Annotated in this window: 8 protein-coding genes and 1 tRNA gene; 3 read left to right on the forward strand and 6 right to left on the reverse strand. The window is 30.2% G+C overall.

What is annotated here, in order from left to right; all coding sequences use genetic code 11:
• Nucleotides 1-78 precede the first annotated feature (78 nt).
• The 6 genes from ACP5GV_RS02715 to ACP5GV_RS02740 form a co-directional block, all read right to left on the reverse strand.
• Nucleotides 79-546 (reverse strand): potassium-transporting ATPase subunit C, encoded by a 468-nt coding sequence (locus ACP5GV_RS02715; RefSeq protein ID WP_428102116.1) that lies wholly within the window; start codon nucleotides 544-546, stop codon nucleotides 79-81.
• Nucleotides 546-2,663, reverse strand: a complete 2,118-nt coding sequence (locus ACP5GV_RS02720; protein WP_428102118.1) for an HAD-IC family P-type ATPase — start codon at nucleotides 2,661-2,663, stop codon at nucleotides 546-548. Before ACP5GV_RS02720 ends, ACP5GV_RS02715 begins: the two co-directional genes overlap by 1 nt.
• Before the next feature lie 5 nt (nucleotides 2,664-2,668).
• Nucleotides 2,669-4,276: a potassium-transporting ATPase subunit KdpA gene (locus ACP5GV_RS02725; RefSeq protein WP_428102120.1), complete on the reverse strand. Its 1,608-nt coding sequence runs from the start codon at nucleotides 4,274-4,276 to the stop codon at nucleotides 2,669-2,671.
• Between the two features lie 132 nt (nucleotides 4,277-4,408).
• Entirely contained in the window at nucleotides 4,409-5,026 is a 618-nt protein-coding gene (locus ACP5GV_RS02730) for a FumA C-terminus/TtdB family hydratase beta subunit (RefSeq protein WP_292319153.1), read from the reverse strand.
• A 5-nt stretch (nucleotides 5,027-5,031) separates the two neighbouring features.
• Nucleotides 5,032-5,946, reverse strand: a complete 915-nt coding sequence (locus ACP5GV_RS02735) for a fumarate hydratase (RefSeq protein ID WP_428102122.1) — start codon at nucleotides 5,944-5,946, stop codon at nucleotides 5,032-5,034.
• Nucleotides 5,947-6,034: 88 nt separating this feature from the next.
• Nucleotides 6,035-7,051: a glycosyltransferase gene (locus ACP5GV_RS02740; protein ID WP_428102124.1), complete on the reverse strand. Its 1,017-nt coding sequence runs from the start codon at nucleotides 7,049-7,051 to the stop codon at nucleotides 6,035-6,037.
• A 124-nt stretch (nucleotides 7,052-7,175) separates the two neighbouring features.
• On the opposite strand from ACP5GV_RS02740, the gene ACP5GV_RS02745 reads away from it, so the two are divergent.
• From ACP5GV_RS02745 to ACP5GV_RS02755, 3 genes are all read left to right on the forward strand, one after another.
• Nucleotides 7,176-8,198: a 2-hydroxyacid dehydrogenase gene (locus tag ACP5GV_RS02745; protein ID WP_428090276.1), complete on the forward strand. Its 1,023-nt coding sequence runs from the start codon at nucleotides 7,176-7,178 to the stop codon at nucleotides 8,196-8,198.
• Nucleotide 8,199: 1 nt separating this feature from the next.
• Nucleotides 8,200-9,870 (forward strand): thiamine pyrophosphate-binding protein, encoded by a 1,671-nt coding sequence (locus ACP5GV_RS02750; RefSeq protein ID WP_428102127.1) that lies wholly within the window; start codon nucleotides 8,200-8,202, stop codon nucleotides 9,868-9,870.
• A 203-nt stretch (nucleotides 9,871-10,073) separates the two neighbouring features.
• Nucleotides 10,074-10,166: transfer RNA gene (locus ACP5GV_RS02755), tRNA-Pro, on the forward strand.
• The last annotated feature ends 288 nt before the right edge of the window (nucleotides 10,167-10,454 follow it).

The following is a 10,454-nucleotide window of genomic DNA, read 5'->3' on the forward strand; positions in this document are numbered from 1 at the left end:
ACGATTTTAACATTGCTCTTAGCAACACGAAACCTGATACTAATAAGAAGCCTATAAATATTATATCTAATATTCCCATTATTTTTCACCTAGAAATTTGCTATAAATATTTGGATAGGTTTTTATTAATATTTCATTTAATTCCATTACATTAACTATTCTTTGGCCTGGAGAAAATAAAAACAAATTTTCTTCTTCTATTTGATATGAATTCTTGTATATCAGTTCTTTCAAGAATTGTTTTGATATTCCTGTTGAGTTGCTTATCCTATTAATCTGGCTTAGTGCTTGATTGATTGTAATATACGGGTCGTATCCAAAAGCAAAAGAATTATTATAATTTGGCCAGAAAAATGCACTATTATTTATATATCCAGAAATTAAATAGGATCCAATGATTGTTTTATTTATTATTATTGGACTCCCATCAGCCTTGTTTTTAAATGCAAGACTAAACCCCCTAATTATTAATGGATAGACTAAGCCTAACAATATCAAACAGAAAACAAAAATTGCTATCGGTACTAGAACGTATTGCTTTACCATCATTTAACACCCATTAAAATAGCCAATAACATATCAATTAATTTTATAGCTATAAAAGGTAATAAAGCACCTCCTATACCGTAAATTAAGAAATTTTTTATAAATGTTTTTCTTGGATTTTCCGGTTTATATCTGACCCCCCTTAAAGCTAATGGAATTAAGGCAGGGATAATAATTGCATTAAAAATCATTGTTGCAAGAATAGCTGTTTCCGGAGTTGTTAAATGGAGTATGTTCAAATAACTTATTTTGGGATTATTTAATACTAGTATCATAGGTAATATAGTAAAATATTTTGATATATCGTTTGCTATGCTAAATGTTGTAACTGCTCCCCTTGTTACCAAAAGCTGTTTACTTAACTCTATAATTTTTACGACTCTAGAAGGATTGGAATCTAAATCTATCATATTAGCAGCTTCTTTTGCAGCCCTTGTCCCAGAGTTCATTGCCACACCTACATCAGCTTTAGCTAATGCAGGGGCATCGTTTGTACCGTCCCCCATGGCTATAACCACATGGCCTTTCCTTTGTTCTTCATCAACCTTATTAAGTTTATCTATAGGTTTAGCTTGAGATATAACATGGTCTATTCCTGCTTCATTAGCTATTACCTTAGCGGTTATAGGATTATCCCCTGTTACCATTATTGGAGTTATGCCCATAACCTTTAGATCTGATATAACTTGTTTTATACCTGTTTTAATCCTATCTTTTAATACTATAATTCCCACAGCTTTAGTATTAATTGTTAAAAGTAACGGTGTTTCTCCTTTTTCTCCAATGTCTCTAACAATTTTTTCTATTTCTTCTTTATTCATATTATCAATGTGCGGAAGAAGAGCGTCTACAGAACCTTTTAATATTTTAATGTTTTCACCCTTTGTAGCATATTCTCTTAGGATTTCCATGAATTTCATACAAATCTTTTCGTCTTTAATATAATTCATTATTTTTGATGGATTTGAAATTTCAATGCCAGAATACCTATTTTTTATGTTGAATTCTATAGGTTTGGACATTAAAGTTATATCAATTATTTTGTCTGGAATTTCAATCTTCATGCTTTCTACTAAATCTATAATTGATTTTCCTTCTCTAGTATTATCATTAAAAGAAGATAAATACGATGTAATAGCAACACATCTAACATCAAAATTGTCTAAAGGTATAAATTCTATAGCAGCTCTGTTTCCTTCTGTTATAGTTCCAGTTTTATCAAGTAATATTATGTCAGCATCGCTTGCTGCTTCTATTGCCTTTCCTGATTTTGCTATTATATTATCTCTTGTAAGTCTGGATATACCAGCTATACCGATAGCAGGTAATAAGCCCCCAATTGTTGTAGGCATTAGAGCAACTAGCAATGCAATTATTAATGCGATATTAACGTAGGTATAGCCTAAAGATTTTAATATATAATAAAGAGTTCCTGCAACTATTAAGAATATTAATGATAAACCTGATAGCAATATATTTAAAGATATCTCGCTTTGTGACTTAGGCCTTTTTGCTTGCGAAACCAATGAAATCATTTTATCTACAAAACTCCTACCTCTTTCAGACGTTATCTCTACTTTTATTTCTCCTTCAATAACTTTAGTTCCTCCTATAACATGATCTCCTTTGTTTTTATAAACAGGTTCAGATTCTCCAGTTATCATAGATTCATCCATATATGCAGATCCATCTATTATAAATCCATCTGTTGGTACGATTTCACCTTTTTTGATTAAAACTCTGTCACCTTGCCTTAGAGAATTGGATTTAACTTCAGTGTAATGATCATTTGTGATTTTATGTGCAATAATTTCTTTTTCGAATATCTTTAAGGAATCGACCCTTGCCTTTGCCTCATACTCTGAAAAAGCTTCAGAAAATGTAGAAAACCACACAGCAAAAAATAACGTTAGGGAAACTGCTAAATAAAAGTTGATTTCATATTTTGGAATTTGACCTGGTATTATTAACATTATAGCTGTAATGAAAAAACCAAATATAACAACAAACATCACAGGGTTGTTCTTAGCAAGATAAATTGGACTCAGCTTATAGATTGAATCTAAGAAAATTTTTCTAAAATTATATTTTTCGTGGAATCTAATAGACTCTGTCATTTACATCACCACGAAAGAGGTCCTACTATTACAAATGGAATAAATGTTAAAACTGCTAAAAGGAATATCATAAAATCTAAAAGCAATAAGAAAAGTATACCTTGCGTGGGTAAGGGCTCTAAACCAGCTTTTCTGTCCTTAAGGGAAAAAGATTGAGATATAGCTAGCATTAAGCCTATCGGTAAGAAACGGCCAATAAACATGACTAATGCAGTAGATATATTAAAGAAAAAGGTATTACCTAGACTACCTAAATAAGAGGAACCATTATTAGCAGCAGCAGAAGTAAACTCATATAATACTTCTGTATATGTGTATGAATTAATATTGCCTAAAATATGTATTGCATACCCAGCAGATAAAGCAATAGCAGTTGGCAATAATATTATTAATGGATGTGTCAAAAAAACTAAAACCGATAACTTGATTTCTTTCGGGGATATTTTCATTCCAATAAATTCAGGCATTTTTCCTACCATAAGCCCCAATATAAATAAAGTCAATAATACATAAACAATTAGGTACATGAATCCGGTTCCAATAGAACCTGGTATTGATTGTATGAACATGGAGAAAAGAAATGCTATAATAGCGCTTGAGGACATGGAAAATAATGATGCATCAATTGCACCTGTATTAGTTAGTAATGATATACTGTTAAATAAAATACCAGAATAGTTTCCAAATCGATAACTTATATAACCAATAGGCTTGAGTATTTCAGATAATACAATTATTATTATCATGCTAACTAATATGGATCCTAGGAGTGTAAGACCCCTTTTTTTACCTAAAAGATTTCCAAAAGCTAATGGAATAGCCAATGGAAATACTAGCATTAAAAACATTTCGAAGAAGTTGGATAAGTTTGATGGATCTTCAAATGGATTTATTGAATTAGAGCCATAAAAGCCTCCTCCATTATTTCCCAAAAGTTTTATACTTTCCAAAGATGCAACAGGGCCAATATAAACGATCTGATGAGTTATAGAACTAATATTATAAAATGGTGAAAAAGTTTGAGGAACTCCAAGAATAACTAATATAATAGAGGATATTATAGATATCGGTAAAATTAAAAAAATTAATGATCTCATAAAGTCAACGTAGAAATTGCCGATGCTATTACTTTTTCTTAAAAAACCTCTAATAAAAGCTAGAGATGAGGCAAGCCCTGATGACGGACCAATAAACATTGTTGTTATTATAACTAGCATTTGGGAAGTTAGTGATAAACTTAATACCCCAATATAATGTTGGAGATTTGTGTTTGTAACGAATGATATTGCTGTATTAAATGCTAAATCAAAGCTTAGACCAGGATATTTGGGCCCAATAAATGACAATTTATTTTGGAACATCAAAAAAATTGTATCAAAAATAATAAATATAGAATTTAAAATTATTAATGAAAGAAAATATTGTTTATAATTCATTGAAATATTTCTATCTATACCCAATATTTTGAATAAAGCACTTTCAATTTTATTTAAATATTTATTTGGTAATTCTTTTTCGTACTTTATAAATAAAGAAATAGGCTTACTTATAATATATGAAACCATTATTGAGAGAGCCATAATTACAACTGTCTGTAAAATAAAATTAATCATAAAACCACCTAAGCTTGAGTGATTGACTTTTTGGAGCTATTTTTTGCTCTTGTTTTGATATGGTCATTCATTTTATCTCAGAAAAGAATAGATACTAAAAGGGTATTAAAAAATTTTAGATAATTTATACTATTATGTCCATTTATATTCTTTAAGACTTTCTTTAATTTTTTCAGCATTTTTTGCTACTTCATTTAGCCTAATTTCATAATAATTATTTCCTTCAGTATCTATTGTAATGATCAAAGGTCCGAATTCTTCTACTCTAAACACCCACATGGCCTCTGGAACTCCGAGCTTGTCTAGCCAATAAACATCTTTAACTTCCTTAATTCTTTCAGCAGCAAGAGCTCCTGCACCTCCTGTAAAAACAGCATAAACTGCATTGAACTTCTTCATAGCCTCAGCAGTTTTTTTGCCCATACCACCTTTTCCTACTACCATTTTAATTCCTGTTTTTTCTATAAACTTATCCTCAACACTCTCCATTCTCATACTTGTTGTAGGTCCTGCAGCAACTATTTGCCATTTATTGTCCTTTTTAATGGCCACAGGTCCACAATGATATAAAACCAATCCCTTTAAATCAATAGGTAATTTCTCACCTTTTTCTAAAATCTCTAAAGCAGTTTCATGCGCTTCGTCTCTGGCAGTTACCATAATGCCAGATATATATACTATATCTCCGATCTTTAATTTTTTCACAACATCATCGGTTAAGGGGGTAGATAGATGATATTCATTTACCATATGCATCACCTCACTATAGTGCATCCTGTTCCATTATATAGTACGTGTTTGCTTGTTAATTCCCAAGAACCGTCGCTATGTATAATTGCTGAAGATCTTCTTGTTGCCCAACAGCTTGTAACTATGCCAATTGCAAAAGATGCTGGATGCCTATATGCATAATCAACCTTAACATCTAATGCAGTTAATTGTCCACCGAATCCATGTGGCCCTAATTCTAGTTTGTTTATTTCATTTAATAAATCTAGTTCCATCTTTGCTAAGTTTGGATCTGAATTCCTTTCTCCTATAGGTCTAAGCAATGATTTTTTCGCCAATGTCATAGCTATATCGCCTCCTGCAGCAATTGATATGCCTATAATCAACGGTGGACATGGTAATGGTCCGAACTTAACTATTGTATCAATTACTCCTCTTTTTAATTTATCAAAGCCTTCTATCGGCTCACTCATTATTAAAGTTGAAGGAAATTCGCTTCCTCCTCCCTTAGTCATAAACCAAACTTTTAAATCGTCTCCTTCTACAAGATCAAAATGCATCCAAGGTATGTATCTTCCTGTATTATCACCGCTGTTCTTTTTATAAAATGGATCGACAGCATTTGGCCTTAAGTAGCCCTCTTTTGTTACTTTCCTTAAAGCTTCTGATGCTGCCTTATAAATCTTAGCCCTTATAGGAAAATCCTCACCCATTTCTATAAAAAAGTAAGGGGTTCCTGTATCTTGACAAATTGGAACCTTTTTGCTACAAGCAATTTCTATATCTTGCAAAATCGCTTCTAACTGTTTCTTAGCTCCTTGATTAGTCTCTCTTTCATACGCTTTTTTTAAACCATCATATACATCTACTGGTATGCTAGTTGAAGCTGTCTTTATCATTTCATAAAATATGCCAGCAAGACCTTCTTCTGTTATGCCCAAAATCCTCACCAATCTTTATTTTTATATTTGAGAATTATATTTTTGAATACAATGTATGTTAATAATTTTTTATTATACTTATTTAAGTTTATTTGTTCTTATTTAAAAAACTATTTATTATTTCTGAAACCTTTATGGCAGAATCTTTTATTTCTAATGGTTGTATTTTTTCATTTTTTAAATTTTCAATTTCATGTAATATATTAATTTTTAAAACATCTTTGCAAGAATATACTCTAAAACCTTTTCTATTCATCATAATTTTAGCATTTTCTATTTGCTCGAAGTGATTATCTATGTAAACAAATATAGTTTTCTTCTTTAGTACATTTGATTCTATTATATTTCCATAACCAGATAAACTAATTATAATTTCAGCATTTCTAATTAAATCTGAAGGGTTTGAATTGAAATACTTATCCGAACCGATTATCTTTACGTTGTACTTTTCCTCTAGTTTTTCCTTCAATTTTTCTGCTATAGCTATGCCGGCATTCGTTCCTCCTATATTGATTAATATATAGTTATCTTTTGAATTAATAGAATTATTAAAATTACTTGTAAACGATGGGCCTAAATTTAGAAATTCATTATCATTATCCCAAATGCTTAAGTTAATTGCTAATGTAAATTTTCTTTTTATTCTATCCCTAAGTCCATTATTTAGCTTCGGTATTATAAATCTTTCAAAATAACTTTTAGTGCTGTAACTCACTTTAGTAAAATCTGTTATAAAGACAGATCTTTCCTTTGGAATATCTATAAACATAAATTCCCAAAACTCGTCAGCAATTATTAAATCATAATCATCAAAATTAACATACGATTTAATAAGATTAGCATTATTTTTTACAGCCTTATATAATTTGTAAGAGTTAAATAGATTAATTTTTACTTTACAGTTTTTTATCATACTGCCAATATAATATCCTAAGTTATTTAAATTATCAGAAATTTCTACATAATTTTCTTTTTTATCTTTGATAAATTTCAAGGCGTTTCCAGATGTAAGCCAATATATTTTGCTTTTGATAAAATTACTTATATGATAATCTCTTGTTATGTGCCCTAATCCAATACTCGAAGATGCGTAGAGTACCTTCATTTTTGACCTCTTTCAACTTTAGATTTAAAGTTTTTAGATATTTGTATTATTTTGTTAATCTAATGTATTAATTGCTGAATACAGATTTATATCTCTTATACCTTAATATTAATACGGTGAGAGAGTGTTAGAAGAAGTTTATAATGTAGTAGCATTTGGGCCTCTCCCTAAAGCATTTTATCAATCCTTGTTTGAACCTTATGCAAACATGCTTAAAAAAAGAGTAAATATAGAAGTATTTTCAGATATTTCGAATCTGAGAAAGATAGAAGATTCATTAAAAAATGCTGACGTTGTTATAGGAGATCATACAATGAAAATTAAAATTGATAAAACTCTTTGTGATATGTTTGGAAATAAGGTAAAATTGCTTCAACAACCATCAACTGGTTTTGATCATATTGACATAGAGGAATGTAAAATGAAGGGAATACCTGTTTCTAATATAGGATCTGCAAATTCTTTATCTGTTGCTGAGTATACAATCGCTGCTGCATTGATTTTGTTAAAGAGACTTTTCTTAGCAACAAATAGTATTAGAGAAGGGAAATGGTTGCAATGGGAGTTAATGGATATAGGTACTTATGATTTATTTGGAAAGACATGGGGAATTATCGGAATGGGTAGGCAAGGCAAAGAATTAGCAAAACGATTAAATGCATTTAATGTTAACATTCTTTACTATGATAAATACAAACTGAATGAAAAAACTGAAAAAGATCTAAACGTGTCTTATAAACATATAAGTCAATTGCTTAGGGACAGCGATATTATTTCAATACATGTACCTTTGACTAATGAAACCAAAAATATGATTTCCCAGAAAGAATTTAGAATTATGAAACCCGGATCGATATTTATTAATCCTGCAAGGGGAGAATTGGTTGACAATAATGCCTTAGCAAACGCTTTGAAAAATGGTATAATAGGAGGAGCTGCCGTAGATGTTTTTCCTCAAGAACCTCCTGATTCAAATGATCCATTAGTATCTTTACTCAGATCAGATCCTAATGTTAATTTAATATTAACGCCTCATATAGCGGGTGCAAATACTGATACTAGAATGAGAATAATAAAAGTTTCTGTGGAAAATGTTATAAGAGTTTTGATGGGGCAAAAGCCAGAAAATGTTGTAAACAGTGATTAAAATGGAAGAAATTAAACTTTCTGAGGCATTAGTTAGAGGTTTAATAAATTCTGGAATTAAAAGAGTTTATGGTATAATAGGTACAACAGTTTTAAATTTTTATGACGCGCTTTATGAATATAAAAACGAAATAAAGCAAATAATAGTAAGGCATGAAGGTGTAGCAATCTCCGCAGCTGATGCAGAATATAGAACAACAAGAAGGCCAGCTGCAGCTGTAGTTCATGCAGGAGGAGGTTTTCTTAATTCATTGACAGGATTGGGAATAGCAATGAAAGATAGATCTAGACTCCTTTTAATTTCGGGAAGTGTAAAGAAAAGACTAAAAGATACAGATTCATGGCTTGAAATTAATCAAGAAGCCATATCAAAAGCTTTAGGATTAAAACATTACTATATCGATGAACCAGAAAAATTTTATGGTATATTTAACGAAGCCATTAATAATTTATTTTATGGGCTTCCTATGCCTGTTGTATTAGAAGTCCCGGAAGATTTATGGAATAAGAAAATTTATATAGAAGAAAATTTTCCAATGCTAACTAAAGGATCACAAGAAATAAATAAAGATGATATTATTAGAGTTAAAGAAGAAATAAAAAAGAGCAAGAGACCTTTAATACTTGTTTCGGGCGAAGTTAATTACAAGGATGCAAGAGAATATGTTTATAAATTATCAGAAATTGTTGATGGATATGTAATAACAACAGGAAATAGCAGAGGTTTATGTGAAGAAGACAATTATAGATGTTTAGGAAGAGTTGGTTATGGAGGAGGATCTTTATTAGCAGACAAAGTATTGAAAGAAACAGATTATTTGTTGGTCTTAGGTAATGAATACAATGATATAACAACTTATGGATATAACCTAACTCCACATAATAGTATAGTCGTCATTTCTTTAGATCCCTCTTCAGAAATAAGACCTTCTTATTATGAGTCAATAAAAGCTGATCCCTTAGAATTTTTAAAAAACCTTGTTAAGGAATTAGAAAATGAGAAATTAAAAAATGAGGATTGGGAAAAAGAAATATCAAATTATAAAAACGATTGGGAAAAAATTATAAACGAAACCTTAAAGAGAAAATATGATAATGAGGTTAATCCAGCTAAGTTTTTCTATGAGTTAAACAAGATTTTACCTAGGAATAGAATCATTATTGGAGGTCAAGGAACACACATATTATATGCGTATGATTATATTAAGGTTTTCGAGTTTGGAGGATTCATAGCAGCCACGAATTTGGGTTCAATGGGATTTGCTTTACCCGCTAGTATAGGCGCAAAAATTGCAAATCCTGATAGAGAAGTTGTTGCAATAGCTGGCGATGGAGAAGCTTTAATGAGCATTCAATCACTTCAAACAATAAAAGATGAAAATTTGAATATAAAAATAATAGTTGTTAACGATAATTCCTATAGAGTTTTATATCTGAAGCAAGTTATAAATAAATCTGGCAGAGTTTATGGCACAGTATTAAATAATCCTGATTTTGTAAAGCTCGCAGAGTCATTTAATATTAAAGGAATTAAAGTTAATAATGATAATGATATTGATAATGCATTAAAAGAAATTAAAAAGGATGAAGCAATTCTTATTGATCTTATTGTCAGTAAAGAAGATTTACCGCCAACTAATACAGACATGGTTTTAAAGATGGATCAGGTATGATAATTTTAAAGTATTTATTATAAAAAACATAGAATACAAAACATATATTAAAAATTATTAATTAAATTTCATTATAGATTGAGTTTTATTTAATTAAATTTCATAAATAAAACATTAAAATTTATGGTAAAACTTTAATAATAATCAAAAGTAATCAATTCTAGGTAAGTTTTTTAAGATTGTTTACAATATTAATTTATTGAGGGCCCGTAGTCCAGTTTGGCAGGATGCGGGGTATGCTATAAAGCACCCGAATCGGGTCCCTGTGGTCGGGGGTTCAAATCCCCCCGGGCCCATAATTTTTATGTTCACAAAATTATTTTAGAAATAAGCTGAGAATCATAGTTCTGATCTAGTTTCCTAATTTAACAATAAATATAATTAAATTTCTATTCATATAGCTCTGTATAAGTATCAAAATGCCCCTCAAAATAAAATATTTATTTAATATCTTTGGCTTATCTTCTTTATTTTTTCATTATAATAATTTATCAAAGAATAGGGCTTAATGGACTATATCTTGGCGAAGATAAATGTGATAATAAAAGCCGTGGCCGGGCTTTGAACCCGGGACCTCTGCCTTA

The organism is Caldisphaera sp., from assembly GCF_049974385.1.
Classification (GTDB): Archaea; Thermoproteota; Thermoprotei_A; order Sulfolobales; family Acidilobaceae; genus Caldisphaera.